This is a genomic window from Falsiruegeria sp. JB4-1, from assembly GCF_055693495.1.
Window position 1 is genome coordinate 3,907,239 of sequence record NZ_JBVFTZ010000001.1, and the last position, 17,495, is coordinate 3,924,733.

Annotated in this window: 16 protein-coding genes and 2 pseudogenes; 15 read left to right on the forward strand and 3 right to left on the reverse strand. The window is 57.9% G+C overall.

Features of this window, described 5'->3' with window-relative positions:
* Positions 1 to 260: 260 nt before the first annotated feature.
* The 4 genes and pseudogenes from rplS to ACZ1HE_RS19955 all read left to right on the forward strand — a co-directional run bounded on the left by rplS (position 261) and on the right by ACZ1HE_RS19955 (position 4,068).
* On the forward strand, positions 261 to 644 hold the full coding sequence (gene rplS, locus ACZ1HE_RS19940) for a 50S ribosomal protein L19 (protein ID WP_085794269.1): 384 nt from the start codon (positions 261 to 263) through the stop codon (positions 642 to 644).
* An 11-nt stretch (positions 645 to 655) separates the two neighbouring features.
* Positions 656 to 877, forward strand: a complete 222-nt coding sequence (gene rpmE, locus ACZ1HE_RS19945) for a 50S ribosomal protein L31 (RefSeq protein WP_108789909.1) — start codon at positions 656 to 658, stop codon at positions 875 to 877.
* 105 nt (positions 878 to 982) lie between these two features.
* Positions 983 to 3,125 (forward strand): annotated as a pseudogene (locus ACZ1HE_RS19950) (DEAD/DEAH box helicase).
* A 133-nt stretch (positions 3,126 to 3,258) separates the two neighbouring features.
* On the forward strand, positions 3,259 to 4,068 hold the full coding sequence (locus tag ACZ1HE_RS19955; protein WP_472623652.1) for a division plane positioning ATPase MipZ: 810 nt from the start codon (positions 3,259 to 3,261) through the stop codon (positions 4,066 to 4,068).
* 152 nt (positions 4,069 to 4,220) lie between these two features.
* Here ACZ1HE_RS19955 and ACZ1HE_RS19960 read toward each other — a convergent pair whose 3' ends face one another.
* Positions 4,221 to 5,462 (reverse strand): adenylate/guanylate cyclase domain-containing protein, encoded by a 1,242-nt coding sequence (locus ACZ1HE_RS19960; RefSeq protein ID WP_472623654.1) that lies wholly within the window; start codon positions 5,460 to 5,462, stop codon positions 4,221 to 4,223.
* Positions 5,463 to 5,540: 78 nt separating this feature from the next.
* Positions 5,541 to 5,978, reverse strand: coding sequence for a MarR family winged helix-turn-helix transcriptional regulator (locus ACZ1HE_RS19965; RefSeq protein WP_472623656.1), 438 nt, complete (start codon positions 5,976 to 5,978; stop codon positions 5,541 to 5,543).
* A gap of 71 nt (positions 5,979 to 6,049) precedes the next feature.
* Between ACZ1HE_RS19965 and hmgA the strand changes: the two genes are divergently transcribed.
* The 9 genes from hmgA (at position 6,050) to speB (ending at position 15,064) form a co-directional block, all read left to right on the forward strand.
* Positions 6,050 to 7,405: a homogentisate 1,2-dioxygenase gene (gene hmgA, locus ACZ1HE_RS19970; RefSeq protein WP_472623658.1), complete on the forward strand. Its 1,356-nt coding sequence runs from the start codon at positions 6,050 to 6,052 to the stop codon at positions 7,403 to 7,405.
* Between the two features lie 90 nt (positions 7,406 to 7,495).
* Positions 7,496 to 8,755 (forward strand): fumarylacetoacetase, encoded by a 1,260-nt coding sequence (fahA, locus tag ACZ1HE_RS19975; RefSeq protein WP_472624569.1) that lies wholly within the window; start codon positions 7,496 to 7,498, stop codon positions 8,753 to 8,755.
* Positions 8,756 to 8,767: 12 nt separating this feature from the next.
* The gene (locus ACZ1HE_RS19980; RefSeq protein ID WP_472623660.1) at positions 8,768 to 9,718 is read left to right on the forward strand and encodes an MBL fold metallo-hydrolase; all 951 of its coding nucleotides are present in this window, start codon (positions 8,768 to 8,770) and stop codon (positions 9,716 to 9,718) included.
* 137 nt (positions 9,719 to 9,855) lie between these two features.
* Complete coding sequence (locus tag ACZ1HE_RS19985) at positions 9,856 to 11,466, forward strand: FAD-dependent oxidoreductase (RefSeq protein ID WP_472623662.1); 1,611 nt, start codon at positions 9,856 to 9,858, stop codon at positions 11,464 to 11,466.
* 5 nt (positions 11,467 to 11,471) lie between these two features.
* Complete coding sequence (locus ACZ1HE_RS19990) at positions 11,472 to 11,672, forward strand: DUF2783 domain-containing protein (protein ID WP_472623664.1); 201 nt, start codon at positions 11,472 to 11,474, stop codon at positions 11,670 to 11,672.
* A gap of 3 nt (positions 11,673 to 11,675) precedes the next feature.
* Positions 11,676 to 12,221: a VOC family protein gene (locus ACZ1HE_RS19995; protein WP_472623666.1), complete on the forward strand. Its 546-nt coding sequence runs from the start codon at positions 11,676 to 11,678 to the stop codon at positions 12,219 to 12,221.
* 66 nt (positions 12,222 to 12,287) lie between these two features.
* Positions 12,288 to 12,932, forward strand: a complete 645-nt coding sequence (maiA, locus tag ACZ1HE_RS20000; protein ID WP_472623668.1) for a maleylacetoacetate isomerase — start codon at positions 12,288 to 12,290, stop codon at positions 12,930 to 12,932.
* 116 nt (positions 12,933 to 13,048) lie between these two features.
* The gene (locus ACZ1HE_RS20005; protein ID WP_472623670.1) at positions 13,049 to 13,993 is read left to right on the forward strand and encodes a cyclase family protein; all 945 of its coding nucleotides are present in this window, start codon (positions 13,049 to 13,051) and stop codon (positions 13,991 to 13,993) included.
* 111 nt (positions 13,994 to 14,104) lie between these two features.
* Complete coding sequence (gene speB / locus ACZ1HE_RS20010) at positions 14,105 to 15,064, forward strand: agmatinase (protein WP_472623672.1); 960 nt, start codon at positions 14,105 to 14,107, stop codon at positions 15,062 to 15,064.
* A 19-nt stretch (positions 15,065 to 15,083) separates the two neighbouring features.
* Here speB and ACZ1HE_RS20015 read toward each other — a convergent pair whose 3' ends face one another.
* Positions 15,084 to 15,401, reverse strand: coding sequence for a DUF3775 domain-containing protein (locus ACZ1HE_RS20015; RefSeq protein ID WP_472623674.1), 318 nt, complete (start codon positions 15,399 to 15,401; stop codon positions 15,084 to 15,086).
* 172 nt (positions 15,402 to 15,573) lie between these two features.
* Between ACZ1HE_RS20015 and ACZ1HE_RS20020 the strand changes: the two are divergent.
* A pseudogene (locus tag ACZ1HE_RS20020) lies at positions 15,574 to 16,643 on the forward strand (bifunctional transcriptional activator/DNA repair enzyme AdaA).
* Positions 16,640 to 17,407 carry an isocitrate lyase/PEP mutase family protein gene (locus ACZ1HE_RS20025; RefSeq protein ID WP_472623676.1) on the forward strand — a complete coding sequence of 256 codons (768 nt, stop codon included), beginning with the start codon at positions 16,640 to 16,642 and terminating at the stop codon, positions 17,405 to 17,407. The pseudogene ACZ1HE_RS20020 and the gene ACZ1HE_RS20025 overlap by 4 nt, the downstream one beginning before the upstream one ends.
* The last annotated feature ends 88 nt before the right edge of the window (positions 17,408 to 17,495 follow it).

Here is a 17,495-nt window from a genome sequence, read left to right on the forward strand (position 1 = left end):
GGGTTGAACCCCTACCGCAAAAGACGTAAACGACCCCCAGTCTGGAATCGCCTCTGTGCGCTCCGGGCTTTTGGCTGTTTACGCCACAGTACCCTGAATGTCTTCTTCGACCGACGGGACCGGCAATTAACGGTCAATTTCAAGGAACAGACGACCAGACCTCTGGCGGGCTGCGCATGCGGAACCCGATGAAGACCAAGAGCTATCTGGCGGCGCCCAATCTTCGTGGATCAACCACGAGCAATAATAGGAGACCTGCGATGGACCTGATCGCACAACTCGAGGCGGAACAAGTTGCCGCCCTGGGGAAAGATATCCCCGATTTCAAAGCCGGTGACACCATCCGCGTCGGCTATAAAGTGACCGAAGGCTCGCGCTCGCGCGTCCAGAACTACGAAGGCGTCTGCATCAGCCGCAAAAACGGTTCGGGCATTGCCGGTTCGTTCACCGTCCGCAAAATCTCGTTCGGCGAAGGCGTGGAACGTGTGTTCCCGCTGCACTCGACCAACATCGACAGCATCACTGTTGTCCGCCGTGGTCGCGTCCGTCGCGCCAAGCTGTACTACCTGCGTTCGCGCCGTGGTAAATCCGCACGTATCGCAGAAGATTCCAACTACAAGCCCAAGTCGGGCGCTCAGGCGTAAGGATCGGTCTCATGAAAAAAGATACACATCCCGAGTACCACGTCATCAACGTCAAAATGACCGATGGCACCGTCGTTCAGATGAAATCCACCTGGGGCGCCGAAGGCGACCAGCTGGCTCTGGACATCGACCCCTCGGTTCACCCGGCATGGACCGGCGGCAACACCCGCCTGCTGGACGCCGGTGGCCGCGTGTCGAAGTTCAAGAAGAAATACGAAGGTCTGGGCTTCTAAGCTATCTCGACCCTCACTTGACCCCAAAGGCTGCCTTTTGCCTAAGGCAGCCTTTTTTCATTCTCTCCATCCGCGCGGGGTCTGCCCGCGAGAAAGCCGCCACCCGTGAAACAAGTTCTTGCCGATGCGCTCAAAGAGCGCGGTTACGAAACCCTGACCCAAGTGCAGGAGGCCGTGACGCAGCCTGAACTCAACGACCGCGATTTGCTGGTGTCTGCCCAGACCGGCTCGGGCAAAACCGTGGGCTTTGGCCTGGCGCTTGGCCCAACCTTGCTGGGGGATGATGAAGCCTTTGGTCAGGCCGACGCGCCGCTCGCGCTGATTATCGCCCCCACCCGTGAACTGGCCCTGCAGGTAAAACGCGAACTGACATGGCTATACAAGGGTGCTGGCGCATTTCTAGCGTCCTGCGTTGGCGGCATGGACATGCGCGATGAGCGCCGAGCGTTGGCCCGTGGTGCGCATATCGTTGTGGCCACGCCCGGACGTCTACGCGACCACATCATGCGCGGCTCGATCGACCTGAGCCAAGTGCGCGGCGTGGTGTTGGACGAAGCTGACGAGATGCTGGATCTGGGATTTTCCGAAGATCTGGAATTCATTTTGGGCGAATGCCCAGAAGATCGCCGCACTTTGATGTTCTCGGCCACCGTACCGCGTGGCATCGCCAAACTGGCCGAGAACTATCAAAACAACGCCGAACGCGTGACAACCGTTGCCGAAACCAAGCAGCATTCGGACATTGAATACCGGATGATGTCAGTGGCTCCGCAGGACGCCGAAAACGCGATCATCAACGTTCTGCGGTACTACGAAGCCCCTAACGCCATCATTTTTGCCAACACGCGTGCCATGGTCGCCCGCCTGACCGCGCGCCTGTCGAACCGCGGCTTCCCGGTTGTGGCCCTGTCGGGTGAGCTGACCCAATCGGAACGCACCAACGCCTTGCAATCCATGCGCGACGGTCGTGCCCGCGTCTGTGTGGCCACTGACGTCGCCGCGCGCGGCATCGATCTGCCGGGCCTGGATTTGGTAATCCACGCCGAACTGCCCAACAACCACGAAACACTACTACACCGCTCTGGCCGGACCGGCCGTGCCGGGCGCAAAGGCGTAAGTGCGTTGATCGTGCCACCCAAGGCGCGTTCGAAAGCGCAGCGCATTTTGCGGTTCGCCAAACTGACGGCTGAGATGTGCAATGCCCCCTCGGCAGACGAGGTCAAACTGCGCGACGAAGAGCGGATGCTGGCGGATCTCGGCTTGGCAGGATGCTATTACCGAAAACGAGCAGACCCCGGTTCAAAAACTGATGGATCAGTTCAGCCCCGAGCAGATTGCGGCCGCCTATCTGCGCCTCTATCACCAACGCCATTCCGCCCCCGAAGAACTGAACGCTGTCGACGCAGGCAAACCGCAAAAACCGCGCGCGGCCTTCGGCCCAAGTGTCTGGTTTTCGATCTCTGGTGGTCACGATGCAGGTGCAGAACCCCGGACTTACCTGCCGATGATCTGCAAGGCCGGTGATCTTACAAAGGACGACATCGGTGCGATCCGTGTGCAGCAACGCGAGACCTTTGTAGAGTTGAAGCAAGAAGCCGTTGCAGGATTCCTTGCCAATCTGGATGGCAAGACCGAGCTTGAGCCGGGCGCCGTGCTGAAGCAGTTGGACTCGGCTCCTGAAATTTCGAATTCTCCTCGTCCGAAATTCAAAGGAAAACCGCGCCCTGATCGTTCAGATAGTGGCGAGCGTCGTCCGCCACGGGACCGTGATGGTCAATCCGAACGGCCAGCGTGGAAAGACAAGGGCCACAAGGACGAGGGGCGCAAGCCGCGTCATGCTAAAGGTGACAAACCTGCGCGCTCGACACCGCCGGTCGACTGGAACGACGCGCCAGAGCCACGGCGCAAGAAGCCAAAACCAGATGCCGCTCGCAAAGGTGATGGTGGGTTCAAGAAGAAACCAGCACAATCTGAAGGCCACCGCCCTGATGTTGTCGCAGAACCTGCCAAAAAGCGTGGCCCCAAACCCGTCGGCAAACCCAGTGCCAAACCTGGTGCCAAATCAGGTGCAAAACCCTATTCAGGCAAAGCCTCCGGCAAGCCGCGCGGAGACAAACCTAAAGGCCCGCCACCGCCCAAGAGCAAACCAAGCAGCAAAAAAAATAAAGCCCGCGCAATGGACGCCAGCAAACGCTACAACCCCAACAAAGGGGGTGATGCTGCGCCGCGCAAGCCGCGCAAAAGCTAAGCATCTCTCCTGCATGATCCACCCATAGATTGAGCAGGGGACACCCATGAACACTTTTCATGGTGTCCGTCTCAACATATAGTGGCGACAAATCGCGCAAGATGGCTTGGGCGAAACAAAGGACTTGGGGCAGATGGCGCATATCATTGTCGTCGGAAACGAAAAAGGCGGTGCGGGCAAATCCACCGTCTCCATGCATGTGGCCACGGCGCTGGCGCGGATGGGTTTCAAGGTCAACACACTGGATTTGGACCTGCGCCAACGCAGCCTCGGGCGCTATTCGGAAAACCGAGCAAGCTTCCTGAGTAAGGAAGGGCTGGAGCTACCAACTCCGCACACCCATGACCTGCCCGAAATCGACCCGACCTCTTTGAAGCCGGGCGAGAACATCTATGACCACCGGCTGTCGGCGGCGGTGTCCCGACTGGAAGCAGACAGCGATTTCATCCTGATCGACTGCCCTGGTTCGCATACCCGCCTGAGCCAGGTGGCGCATTCGCTAGCCGATACGCTGATCACACCGCTCAACGACAGCTTTGTCGACTTTGACCTTTTGGCGCGGATTGATCCCCAGGGTGAAAGGATCCTTGGCCCTTCGGTCTATTCCGAAATGGTCTGGAACGCGCGGCAGCTTCGAGCCCAAGCGGGTCTGAAACCCATCGATTGGGTCGTTGTTCGCAACCGTGTGGGCACACAGCGTATGGTCAACAAGGAGAAGATGCAGCGCGCAATCGAGATGCTGTCGAACCGCATCGGCTTTCGCATTGCACCCGGCTTCTCCGAGCGCGTGATCTTTCGCGAGCTGTTCCCTCGCGGGCTGACCCTGTTGGATCTCAAAGACATCGGTGTCAAACAGCTCAACATCTCGAACATCGCGGCGCGTCAGGAATTGCGCGACATGATGAAAGCTCTCAACCTACCCGGCGTAGAGATCGACTTCTAACATTTCCGGCGGCACTCCCGCCCGTCGTCAATGTTCCTGACGGAACATCTCCTCCCGTTGGGCCAGGCTCACGCGGGCAAAGCCCGTGTGAGCCTGGCCCTTGCCGTCCGCAGGACGGAAGGCCAATCGGCCGCGCAGAGCCGCGATTCCAGTTAGCCTGCGTAAATTGTATATAGTTCCTGAGGTTCAGACACGCCGCGCAGCATGTAGCGCCCAACGCTGACGAGATCATGATCCGTTTTCCCAGATGCCTGTATGATAGGCTCGGACAAGATCACGCTTTGCCCGACTGATCGATGCATGCCCGATAAGCGTACAGTCAGGTTCACTGCCGGGCCGATCACCGTAAAGTCGAGCCGGTTTTCAGCGCCAATGTTGCCATACAGAATCTCACCTGCGTGCATGGCCAGTGTCACCCCAGTGGTTGTTTCACCGCGGCCCCGACGCTCGGCGTTCTTCTCTTCCATTTTTTTGCGCAACTCGGCCACTGCATCCAAACCTGCTGTTACCGAAACCTGAAGGCTCTGCAAATTGAACATCGCCAGAATGCCGTCCCCCATGAACTTCAGAATGTTGCCGCCATGTCCTTGGATCACTCCAACGGCCAGCCCAAAATAGTCGTTGAGCATCGCAATCAACTCGGGTCCTGGTGTTTGCTCGGTCAAGCTGGTGAAGTCTTTGAGGTCGAAGTAGCACAAAACAGCATCGATCTGTTGCAATGACCCACGACGGATTTCGCCTGACAACACGCGCCGCCCTGCATCTCTACCCAAGTAGACCTGCAACAGATCAGCAGCCACACGCCGGTTGGCCGCTGCTTTCAACGCTAGCGACAGATAAGGCTGCGCTGCTCGAACAATGGAGAGATCGCTGTCGTTAAACCCATCCGAGCCATCGCTGGTCCAAGACAGCAACACTCCTTCAGGCGCATTCCTTGGGTCAAGTGGTTCATCATCGTTGCGGGACTCGAGCACGACGCCTGCCGCAAAATAATCCGTCGCACCCGTTTCCTTGAGCTCGTTCAGGAGTGGGAACCGGCTCGGCTCATTGCTGTCAATCAGCCGTTCGCGATACTCAGTCAGGTCGCGTTCCAACAAATGATAGAGTGGGCTTCGCAACCATTCCGCGCGGGGTGTTTCCGAGTAGGTGTATTCCTCACTGCTCATCCCCTCTTCACGCAGCCACTCAAACCCGATGCCACCATATTGTGGATGAAACGCGCTTTGGGCGACGTGCAGCCGATAAAGAGGAATGCCAAGGTCCACCAACTGCGAGCAATAGCCGTTAAGCACCTCTTCCTGCGTGGCCCCTTCAAGCCCACGCTGCAACAACCAAGTGTTCAATACATCAGCGGATGCATCGATAGGCGCGTGTCGTTGCCCGACATCGGTCATTGGGATCTCCTGTCCGCTTCATTTTCTTCAGGCGATATGAGCATTCACATCGCGCTTGGACAGACCCGGTGGTCAGATTTAGTCCAATCCCGCAAGCCGTCTCAACATCATACGCAGCAAAACCACCTCTCCGGCGGTGAATTGCTTGCCCAGCTGCGTCTCATAGGCCTCGGCCTCTTGACGCAGCTCGCGATAAACCGCGAGACCTGCTGTGGTCAATGCCAATCGCTCGGACCGCCGGTCACTCTCATCACGTGTGCGTGTAAGATATCGCCGCTGGCTCAGCTTCGCCACGGCCCGACTGATCTTGGTCTTATGCATGACCGCACGCTCGCCGATTTCCTTTGCCGTCATCTCGCCGTAGTTGCCCAGATGGAACAGCACCCGCCATTCGGTACGCAGCATCCCATAGCGATTCTTGTAGGTGCGCTGAAACCCCAGGGAACTCTGCTCCGCAGCCAGATTCAGCAGAAAAGGCATGAAATTCCGCAAATCAAAGTCGTCTTTTTCAGTCATTTTCGATCTCCTCGCGCTTGTTAGTTACAAAATCAACTATTATTCCACAACCCAGAACGGAGGAACGCGCGATGAATCGTCCAACCGACCCACATAATTTTGTACAGGCCACATCGGCCACGGGCACGACCGAGGGCTACATGCCCGGTTTTGGAAACGACTTTGAAACCGAGGCCCTGCCAGGCGCTCTGCCCCAGGGCATGAACAGTCCGCAGAAATGTAACTATGGCCTTTATGGCGAACAGCTGAGCGGTACGGCCTTCACCGCGAACCCGCCGGAACGGACCTGGTGCTATCGCATTCGTCCGTCGGTCAAACACTCGCACCGCTACGAAAAGATCGACCTGCCTTATTGGAAATCGGCTCCTTGCGTTGACCCGGACGTCATCAGCCTGGGACAATACCGTTGGGATGCGGTGCCGCATTCGGATGAGGGGCTGACCTGGCTGACGGGCATGCGTACCATGACCACGGCCGACGATGTGAACACTCAGGTCGGCATGGCCACGCATATCTATCTGGTCACCGAGACGATGCAGGACGACTATTTCTTCTCGGCCGACTCCGAGATGCTGGTGGTCCCGCAAGAGGGCCGCCTGCGCTTTGCAACCGAGTTGGGAATCATCGACGTCGAGCCAAAAGAGATCGCCATCCTGCCACGTGGTCTGGTCTACCGCGTTGAGGTGCTTGAAGGCCCGTGTCGTGGGTTTGTCTGCGAAAATTACGGTCAGAAATTCGAGCTGCCCGGTCGTGGCCCCATCGGTGCCAACTGCATGGCGAACCCGCGTGATTTCAAAGCTCCGATTGCGGCGTTTGAGGATCGCGATGCCCCCTCGACCGTCACTGTGAAATGGTGCGGTCAGTTCCACACCACCAAAATCGGGCACTCCCCGCTGGACGTGGTGGCATGGCACGGCAACTATGCGCCCTATAAATACGACCTGCGCACCTATTGCCCGGTTGGCGCAATCCTGTTTGACCACCCCGACCCCTCGATCTTTACCGTGCTGACTGCGCCGTCGGGTCAACCGGGGACGGCCAACATCGACTTTGTGCTGTTCCGCGAGCGTTGGATGGTAGCGGAAAACACCTTCCGCCCGCCGTGGTATCACAAGAACATCATGTCCGAGTTGATGGGCAACATTTACGGTCAGTATGACGCCAAACCACAGGGCTTTGTTCCCGGTGGCATGAGCCTGCACAACATGATGCTGCCTCATGGCCCAGACAAGAATGCTTTTGAAGGCGCTTCGAATTCGAACCTCGGCCCCGAGAAGCTGGACAACACCATGTCCTTCATGTTCGAAACCCGTTTTCCGCAGCATCTGACAGCATTTGCCGCCAATGAAGCGCCGTTGCAGGATGATTACATCGACTGCTGGGAAGACATCGAAAAGAAATTTGACGGTACGCCGGGTATGAAGTGATGGATGGGGGCGCTGCCCCCTCTTGCCCCCGCCGTATTTGAAACAAGAAGAAACATGGGGGACACTCCCCTGCACCGAAAGGACAAGACATTGCCTTTGATGACATCCTGGGTGGCTTCGGCCAACGATACCAACCACCCGTTTCCGCTGAACAACCTGCCTTACGGCGTGTTTTCAACCGAAGCTTCTGATCCCCGCTGCGGCGTGGCGATTGGGGACATGATCCTGGACATCACTGCGGCCGAGGCTGAGGGGTTAATTGCCCTGACAGACGAGCCGCTCTTTGACATGCCGTTCTGGAACATCTTGATGGAAGAAGGGCCCGCCGTCTGGACCGCTTTGCGTGAACGTTTGACCGCTCTGTTAGCCGAAGGATCCGATGAGCAGGCCAAGGTAGAGCCACTGCTAGTGGCCGCCGCAGAGGCCGACTTGCACATGCCTTTCGCCGTCAGCGAATACACCGATTTCTACGCGGGCAAACAACACGCCCAGAACATGGGCGCGATTCTGCGCGGTTCGCCAGATCTGCCCGCCAACTGGCTGCACATTCCCATCGGCTACAACGGTCGTGCTTCGTCGGTTGTTGTTTCGGGGACACCGATCCATCGCCCCAATGGACAGACCAAAGCACCAGATGCTGAGATGCCTTCGTTTGGACCATCCAAGCGTTTGGACATCGAGCTGGAAATGGGCGCTATCGTCGGTACCGGTTCCGATCTTGGTCAGCCGATCACCGTCGACGAGGCCGACGCCATGATCTTTGGCTATGTCCTGCTCAACGACTGGTCTGCCCGCGACATCCAAGGCTGGGAATACCAACCGTTGGGTCCGTTCCAGGGCAAAGCGTTCGGCACATCAATCTCACCTTGGATTGTGACCGCTGCAGCGCTGGAAAGCTTCCGCGCACCGACCCCGGCCCGTGACAAGGAGCTTCTGCCTTATCTGGATGGCACTAAGGACGGCCTCTATGACATCGAGCTTGAGGTGCTGATGCAGCCCGAAGGCGCTGAGACCGCATCCGTGATTGCCAAAACCAACTACAATCGCATGTACTACTCTGCCGCCGAGCAGCTGTGCCACCACGCCATCGGCGGGTGCGAAATGAACAGCGGCGACCTCTTGGGTTCTGGCACCATTTCCGGCCCCGTGCGCGAAGAATACGGCTCGCTGATGGAACTCAGCTGGGCCGGGCGCGAGCCCTTCACGCTCGATACCGGCGAAACGCGCGGTTTCATCGAAGACGGCGACACGCTGACCCTGCGCGGCAATGCGCGCGGTGACGGCTACACAATCGGCTTTGGCGACTGCACCGGGACAATCCTGCCCGCCGTCAACTGGCCCGCAGAATAAGGAACACGACCCATGGCAAAAGCATTCGCGTCCCAAGGGGACATGTCTGAGAAAAAAATCACCTTTGATGAGATCGGCGAGGGGCTTTACGCCTTTACCGCCGAGGGCGACCCGAACTCGGGCGTGATCATCGGTGATGACAGCGTGATGATCGTCGAGGCACAGGCGACCCCGCGCCTGGCCAACAAGGTGATTGAATGCGTGCGCTCGGTGACCGACAAGCCGATCACCCATGTGGTGCTGACCCATTATCACGCGGTGCGCGTGCTGGGGGCGTCTGCCTTCAATGCGCAGCAGATCATCATGTCGAACACCGCCTACAACATGGTGTTGGAGCGCGGACAAGAGGACTGGGACAGCGAATTCCAACGCTTTCCCCGTCTGTTCGAAGGCCACGAAAGCATCCCCGGCCTGACCTACCCCACCACCACCTTCACTGATCAAATGACCGTCTTCCTGGGCAAACGCCGGGTCGACATCAAACAGATCGGCCGTGCCCATACTGCCGGTGACGCGGTGATCCACGTGCCGGATCAGAACGTCATGTTCACAGGCGACATCGTCGAATACCACTCGGCCTGCTACTGCGGCGACGGTCACTTTGCCGATTGGGGTCAAACGCTCGACAACATCAAAGCCTATGAAGTGGACGCGATTGCTCCGGGTCGCGGCGACGCTCTGGTGGGCAAAGAGATGGTGAACGCTGCCATCGAAAACACCCGCGATTTCGTCGAAAGCACCTATCGCCCGGTTCAGCGCATCGCCGCACGTGGTGGCTCGCTGAAGGAGGCATGGGATGCCGTGCGCGCCGAGTGTGACCCGAAGTTTGCAGACTATGCGATCTACGAGCATTGCCTGCCCTTCAACGTCGCCCGCGCCTATGACGAGGCGCGCGGCATCGCACACCCCCGTATCTGGACCGACAAGCGTGATCTGGAAATGTGGGCCGAGCTGCAGGGCTAACGCGCTACTGGGGCGTCTTTGATCCAGATCGTGTCGCCCCGGACCGAAACGACAGAGAATGAACCATCACTCCCGGCGAGCCATCGCCGGGACCCGAGAAACTCGTGCTTATCGCACTGTTTGAGGGGAGAGAGCCCATGAACAAGATTTTCGAAGTTCCACTCTATGCCTATAACCGCAGCCCGGATCAGGACGCACCTGCGCCGGTTCGGCACAAGGTCGCAGTGATTGGTGCAGGACCTGTTGGTCTGGCTGCCGCAATTGACCTGGCCCAGCAGGGGATCGAGGTTGTCGTGCTGGACGACAACGACAAGGTCAGTTTTGGCAGCCGTGCGATCTGTTTCGCCAAACGGCCGCTGGAAATCCTTGATCGCCTGGGTTGCGGTCAACCGATGGTCGACAAAGGCGTTCAATGGAATATGGGCAAGGTGTTCTTTGACGACCGCCAGGTCTATGACTTCAACCTGCTGCCCGAAGAGGGTCACGCACGCCCGGCGTTCATTAATTTGCAGCAGTACTATTTCGAAGAATACCTAGTGAACCGCGTCCAGGAGTTGCAAGCTGCGGGTGCGCCGATCGAGATCCGTGGCCGCAACAAGGTCGAGGCCATCGGCACGCATCCCGACCATGTAAAACTGGAAGTCGAAACGCCCGAAGGGTCCTATACCCTCGAAGCGGATTGGCTGATCGCCTGTGACGGCGCCGGATCGCCCACCCGCCGGATGCTGGGCAAGGATTTTGTTGGTCGTGTGTTCGAGGACAATTTCCTGATCGCCGATGTGATCATGGATGCCGATTTCCCGACCGAACGCTGGTTCTGGTTTGATCCGCCCTTCAACAAGGGGCAATCGGCGCTGCTGCACAAACAACCCGATGGCGTCTGGCGCATCGACCTGCAGCTCGGTTGGGACATCGACAAGGAGCGCGAAAAACGTCCCGAGAATGTGATCCCGCGCCTCAAGGCGATGCTAGGCGAAGACGTGGAGTTTGAGCTGGAATGGGTTAGCATCTACACCTTCCAATGTCGCCGGATGGAACAGTTCCGCCATGGCCGCGTGCTCTTTGCAGGCGATGCGGCACATCAGGTTTCACCCTTTGGCGCGCGCGGCGCAAACTCAGGCCTTCAGGACACCGACAACCTGATCTGGAAGCTCAAGCTGGTGATGGAGGGCAAAGCACCCGAAAGCCTGCTGGACAGCTATGACATGGAGCGTGTCCATGGTGCGGATGAAAACATCCTGAATTCGTCGCGTTCGACCGATTTCATCACGCCTAAATCCGAAATGAGCCGCGTTTTGCGCGACGCCGTGCTGGACCTGAGCGAGCATCACGAATTTGCCCGTCCGCTGGTGAACTCTGGTCGCCTGTCGGTGCCTTGCACCTATGATGGCTCGCCCTTGAATTCGGCCGATGCGCTGGATGGCCCGGCCCGAACCCGGCCTGGTTCGGCTTGCCCTGATGCACCGCTGGGGGATGAGTTCCTGCTGCCCAAGCTGGCGGACAAATTCACCCTGCTCACCATCGACGCGGACGCCCCGGATTTGATCGAAGAGGATGGCGTCGAGGTCACTCGCCTGGCGTTGTCGGTCAAGGATGACGCGACACTGGCGCTCAAGGAACGGTACCTCGGGGACAACGACAGCGGTGTTTACCTGATCCGCCCGGATCAGCACGTGGCCGCCCGCCGACCCAGCTTTGACGAACCGCAAATCCGCGCCGCGATCCGTCGCGCCACAGGCAAGGAGTGACCCAGATGGATGACCTGATCCTGACCCCGAACATCGACGGCGCAGATGATTTCTACGCCGAACTGCTCAGCATTCACGAGGGCCTGGACAAGGCCGACAGCGACGCGTTGAACGCGCGGCTGGTGCTGGTGCTGGCGAACCACATTGGAAACCGCGCGATCCTGACCCAAGCGCTGGCGGCTGCCGCGCTCAAAAAGGAGGTTTGATACATGAAAGTCGAAAAAATCCACCACGTTGCCTATCGCTGCAAGGACGCGAAGGAGACAGTGGAATGGTACGGCAAGATGCTGAACATGGATTTCATCCTGGCGATTGCCGAAGATCACGTGCCGTCCACCCACGAGCCCGATCCCTACATGCACCTGTTTCTGGACGCAGGTGACGGCAATGTTCTGGCGTTCTTTGAACTGCCGACCAAGCCGGAAATGGGGCGTGACCCAAACACCCCAATCTGGGTTCAGCACATCGCGTTCAAGGTCAAGGACCGCGAGACGCTGATCGAGTTCAAGGATCACCTCGAGGCCAATGACGTCGAAGTTCTGGGTGTCACCGATCACTCGATCTTTCACTCGATCTATTTCTTCGATCCCAATGGCCACCGTGTTGAACTGGCCTGCCCGGATCCGGAAGAAGAGGCCATGCTCAAGCGCATGGATGAGGTGAAGTGGGACATGCTCAATGAATGGTCCGTGACCAAGAAAGCCCCCAAACACGCCGATTGGCTGCATGCCAAAGAGCTGAACAAAGCAAGCTGAACTTGCTAAGCTACTCAAATCGACCGGTTCATCGGGGCCGGTCGCTCGCATGTGCATGGAGGCCCTATGAGCGATACGATCCTTTTTGACTACTGGCGGTCCTCAGCCAGCTATCGGCTGCGCATTGCGTTGAACTTGGCAGGGATCGAGTACCAAGCCATTTCTGTCGATCTGGTCAAAGGCGAGCACAAATCTCCCGAGCATCTTGCGCGCAATCCTCAAGGGTTTGTGCCGGTGCTGGAAATTGACGGTCTGCGCCTGACACAGTCGCTGGCGATCCTGGGCTATCTGGATCAGACCCGAGACTTGGGCCTGCTGCCAAAAGATCCCGGTTCCCGGGCGCAAGCACAGGCCCTTGCTCATTCTATTGCGGTCGACATACATCCTGTCTGCAACCTGCAGGTGGCAAAACATGCGACGGCGCTCACCGGCGGGGCTGAGGGTATGCCGGGGGACTGGATGACCCACTTCATCCGACCTGGCCTGCAAGCGTTCGAGGCCCTTCTGAGCGCCTATGACCAAGCCCCGTTCTGTACCGGTGACGCCCCCGGATTGGCTGACATCTGCCTGATGCCGCAGCTCTACAACGCCCGTCGTTGGGGTGCAGATTTTAGCGACATGCCGCGCCTTTCGGGTGTGGAAACAGCTTGCCACACACATCCCGCATTTGCTGCGGCCCATCCGGATCAATGGGCACCTACCGAAAAGTGACGTAGGGGAAATTCTACCTATGCGGTAGTTTTCTACCCCCTCCTCTTTGAGCCACGCAAAGCCGTGTTAGGCTTGGCGCGTTCGGAGTTTTCCCGAACCAATTGGGAGGAAGACCTTTGAAGACATCATTATTCGCAGGATTTGCCTGCGCCATCAGCCTTGCAACCAGCACCTGGGCCGCCGATTGCACCCCATCCAAATGGGGTGAAGGTGACGAGCTGGGGTCCGCCAATCTGGTGAGCCCGGAAAACACCCTCAAAGCAGCTGCGCTGATCAAACAGGGCAAGTCGCAACCGCTTGGCATCGTGATCGATTCCAATACACCCGCGTTCCCACCCCGCTCGCTCAGCCTGCAGGTGGTGCAACCCAACCAGCAGGGCGGTCAGAAACTGGATGCCTTCGGCTATCCCGGCAACTACAACGATGACCTGCTTCAAACCTGGGTTGGCATCGGCAGCCAGATCGACGGGCTGGGTCATTTGGGCGAGGGCGGATTCTATTACAACTGCGCCGACGAGAAAGAGATTTCAGCCATCACTGGCCTCACCAAACTGGGTGTCCACAATATCCCGCCATTGGTTGGCCGCGCCGTCATTCTGGATATGGCAAAACATGCCGGGAAGGATTACCTGACTGCGGGTGAGCATTTCGGCGAAGAAGAGATCAAGGCCGCAGCCGAGGCACAAGGTGTCAGCATTGGCAAAGGTGACATCGTTCTGTTCCACACCGGCTGGACCGAGAACACGCTTGAGTCCGATCCGACCGCCTGGGTATCGGGTGAACCCGGCATCAATGTCAGCGGTTCGCGCTATCTGGCGTCGCTCGATGTGATGGCCGTTGGGGCCGACACCTGGGGCATCGAGCCGGTTCCGCCCGCGCCCGGTGACGGCGCGTTCTATGGCCATGTCGTGCTGCTCAAGGACCACGGCATCTATATCCTTGAAACGATGAACACCGGTCCTGTTCTGGCTGACGGCGTCAACGAGTTCATGTTTGTTCTGGGCCAGGCCCGCATTCGCGGCACTGTTCAGATGATCATTAACCCGGTCGCGCTGTACTGATCGCCCCCCGGAGGCCGCAAATTGCGCGGCCTCCGACGCGTTTTGACGCTTTCGAACTGTCTTTTTCCCAAGTCACGTTGTTAGGTTGGAAAAAACGACAGGGGACAAGATATGGCCAAACACGGATATGATAGCGGACGATTGAATCTGCCTTTTGTGGGCATCTGCACCTTCGGGAAATACCCTTACGTCGAAGATTGGGACCAGATCGACGCTGATGTTGCCGTGATGGGTGCGCCCTTCGATTTCGGCACCCAATGGCGATCCGGCACGCGTATGGGTCCGCGTGCGATCCGCGAAGCATCAACCCTGTTTTCCTTTGGCCACGCCGGAGCGTATGATTTTGAGGACGACGTGACCTATCTGGACCCTGCCAAGGTCACCATCGTCGACATCGGCGACGCCGACATCCTCCACACCGACACTATTCAGAGCCACGCCAACATCGAACACGGCGTTCGCAAGATGCTGCAAGCCGGCGCTCTGCCGGTGGTTCTGGGGGGCGATCATTCGATCAACATCCCGTGCATCAACGCCTTTGACGACCAAGAGCCGATCCATGTGGTGCAGATCGATGCACATCTGGATTTTGTCGATGAACGCCACGGCGTGCGCTATGGTCACGGTAACCCGATGCGTCGCGCCGCCGAAAAACCCTATGTCACCGGGCTCAGCCAGATCGGTATTCGCAATGTCTCGTCCACCGCCAAAGACGGCTACGAAGACGCCCGTTCGATGGGATCGGACATCCAATCCGTTCGCCACGTTCGCAAGATGGGGGTCGAGGCGATGTTGCGGCGCATCCCCGAAGGCGCGCGGTATTACCTGACTGTCGATATCGACGCATTTGACCCGTCGATTGCACCCGGCACCGGCACACCCAGCCACGGTGGTTTCATGTACTACGAAGTGCTGGAGTTGATCGACGGGCTGGCCCAACGGGGTGAAATTGTAGGCATGGATCTGGTCGAAGTCGCCCCTGATTACGATCCAACCGGCAGCACATCGACCCTTGCAGCCCAGCTTTTGATGAATTCCATTGGCAGGATTCTACATCATCGAGACGCGTAGGCAGTTCGGCAAGTTCAGCCTACATGAGATCGTTTTCAAGGTCTTCTGCTGCAAACCCCAGAGCGTCCAGACCATTCTCCAGATGGTCTGACAGATGCGGCGTTCCGATCAGGTAATCAGCACAAGGAGTAGAGGCTTCGGCACGCGCCGTGGCGACGGCCTCTGCAAAGTCATCTGGAAAGAAGCTCTCGCGCCCAATCCACATAATCGCCACAAGCTCAGCCTGTTCATCTTCGCTCATGCGATCAACAAAGGCACGCAACTCACCTTCAGCCCGGTTCAACTCGCGCGCCATCATTGCGACTTGCACCACATTTCTCGGCGAAATTTCCAGCATCGTTCTACCCCTTTGTTCGCGGTTACAAGCCAACTATGCAGGCCTCTCAGAAGCAGAGTCTTTGATCTTGCGCAAACCCCTCGCGGACGCTCGCAACGATCTGTGCAGAAAATGACATCAACGCCCGAAAACCAGCGCCACTATGCCCCTATTTCGCGTTAGTGTTGCGGGCATGAGACTTGATCTGCCTGATGATGACACCCTTTATGATGCCCTGCTGAACCGCGACCCTTTCTGGGATGGACGAGCATATGTTGGCGTCACCAGCACCGGTATCCTTTGCCGCTTGACCTGTCCTGCCCGCAAACCCAAACGCGAGAACTGTGTTTTCTTCGATACAATCGGATGCGGGATCGAGGCCGGGTATCGGCCGTGTAAACGATGCCATCCCATGGAACCGGCAGCGCAGGCGGATCCAATAATCCAGAGGCTGTTGACCGCGCTTGAACAGGAACCGACCCGTCGATGGAGTGAAGGGGATCTGAAGGCTCTGGGGCTTGACCCGTCCACTGTTCGCCGTGCCTTCAAACGACATTTCGGGCTGACTTTCCTTGATATGGCGCGCCAAACCCGATTGCACGCTGGACTGACAACCTTGGCAAAGGATGGACGCGTGATCGATGCACAACTTGACGCGGGCTTTGAATCACCCGGCGCCTTTCGTGCGGCTTTTGCTCGGCACTTGGGCTTGCCCCTAACGCCTTCCGCTCAGACGCGCTGTTGAAAGCAGACTGGCTTCAGACCACACTGGGGCCAATGATAGCCGTCAGTGATGCAACCCACCTGCATTTGTTGGAATTCACCGATCGTAGGGCACTGCCAGCCGAGCTCAAACGGTTACATAAGGCGTCAAAGGGATCTTTGGGCTTTGGGCGACAAACCCCGATTGATCGGATCGAACGACAGTTGAACGACTATTTCCAAGGCCAATCTGCCCGGTTCGACGTTCCATTGGCCTTGCATGGAACGCCATTCACCTGCGCAGTTTGGGACATATTGCAGACCTTGCCTGCTGGCACCGTTCACTCCTACTCTGACATCGCACGCCGGTTGGGTCGCCCGCAGTCAACCCGGGCAGTCGCTCGTGCGAATGGCGCCAATCAGATTGCAATAATCATCCCATGTCATCGCGTCATGGGTGCCGATGGATCCTTGACTGGCTATGGAGGGGGTCTTTGGAGAAAACAGAAACTGATCGAACTTGAACGCCAATATACCCCAACCGAAGGTGTAATTGCATGACCCAATCCGACACAGCCCGTAACTTTGCGAACTTACACCGTCCCGGTCACCCCCTGATCTTGTACAACGCTTGGGATGCAGGAAGCGCCATGGCCATTGCCAAGGCAGGGGCCCCAGCCATTGCAACAGGGAGTTGGTCACTTGCTCATGCTCAGGGGTTTGGGGATGGGCAAGAGATGCCGTTAGAGTTTGCCCTGCATATCCTGGCGCGGATCACGACCTCGGTAGACCTGCCTGTGAGTTTCGACTTTGAGGCGGGATATTCTCAGGACAATGGCGTTCTTGCTACCAATTTGGAGCGTGTCATCGCCGCTGGGGCCATTGGCGTTAATTTTGAAGATAGGGTAATCGGCGGCAAAGGTCTGTTACCCGTGCAGGCACAAGCAGAGAGGATCGCTGTTCTACGTGGCGCAGCCAAGGCAACGGGTGTTACCATCTTCATCAACGCTCGCAGTGACGTTTTCTTTCAGGGCTCTAAGGAGGACGCGCACCCCGATTTGATGGACGATGTCATCGACCGTGCAAAAGCTTATGCTCAAGCAGGGGCTGATGGGCTGTTTGTCCCGGGTTTGACCACTCCGGATCTGATCAGAGACATCTGCACAGCCACGTCTTTGCCAGTGAACATCATGCAGACCGGCAAGGCACCGGGTCACAGAGCATTGGCCGATCTGGGTGTCGCAAGGGTCAGCCATGGCCCTGCGCCGTATCTGGCAGCCATGGCAGGTTTGACCGAGGCGGCAAAAGTTGCGCTGACTGTCTAAACCTGTCTGATCAGCGATTGAAGCCGCTGTGATATTTCGTCTTTCGCTTGCTCAGAAGGGCTCCTGTACCCGAGCGACCCCGATTTTG